Annotated in this window: 2 protein-coding genes; both read left to right on the top strand. The window is 59.0% G+C overall.

What is annotated here, in order from left to right:
- The coding region (locus ACE1BR_RS23185) for a DUF932 domain-containing protein (protein ID WP_374874438.1) at positions 1–507 on the top strand (507 nt) is incomplete at its 5' end.
- A 94-nt stretch (positions 508–601) separates the two neighbouring features.
- On the top strand, positions 602–882 hold a 281-nt coding region (locus ACE1BR_RS23180), incomplete at its 3' end, for a lambda-exonuclease family protein (protein ID WP_374874436.1).

Below are 882 nucleotides of genomic sequence, written 5' to 3'. Positions count from 1 at the left end.
ACACTCTGCACCACGGCGCAGTTCACCTCGCTGCGGGTGGTATGCAACAACACCCTGCAGATGGCACTGCGCGGCGCTGCCGGAGCCATCAAGGTGCCCCACTCCACTCAGTTCGACGCAGCGGCCGTCAAAGAGTCGCTTGGGCTAGGGCTCTCCCATTGGGATGAGTTCAAGGCACAGACTAAGGAATTGGCACAACGGCCCGTGGCCCCTGAAGAAGCGCAACGCTTTTTCAGCGATCTGCTGGCGCAACCGCTGGATGAGGAGAACATCATCCTCACACGACCGGTACAACGGCTGCATGAGCTCTATCAGGGCGCAGGCATGGGCTCAGAGCTTGCCAGTTCCCGCAATACAGCCTGGGGGCTGGTCAATGCAGTCACCGAATACGTTGATCACCACCGCCGTGCTCGCAGCCAGGATCACCGGCTCGATTCCGCCTGGTTTGGTCAGGGCGCCCAACTCAAATCCCAAGCCTTGAACCAGGCACTTACCCTGCTGCAGTAATTCCGTTTCCCCATTCAAACCACATAACTACCTCACCCGGACTGGCACAAGCCAATCCGGGCGTCGCCATTTATGCCGTCAACAAGGACTCGTCATGAAAGCAAAAGCCAAATATGGCCAAGCCCTGCGGCTGGCATCCACTACCCAATTAACCCGCGAGCAGTGGCTCGCTATCCGCAAACTCGGCATTGGTTCCTCCGATGCCGCCGTGGCAGTGGGGCTCTCTCCCTACAAATGTCCGCTCAGCCTGTGGTTGGAGAAGACTGGTCGTAAGGAGCCGGAAGATATCTCCCACAAAGAAGCGGTGCTGTGGGGCATTGAGCTAGAGCCGGTCTTGGCGCAGGTCTACGCCAAACGCACCGGCTACAAGGTGCG

The sequence above is a fragment of the Aeromonas sp. MdU4 genome (assembly GCF_041929505.1).
Lineage (GTDB): Bacteria > Pseudomonadota > Gammaproteobacteria > Enterobacterales > Aeromonadaceae > Aeromonas.
Note: the sequence above shows the minus strand (reverse complement) of the source record. Positions and strands in the feature narration are given on the sequence as shown.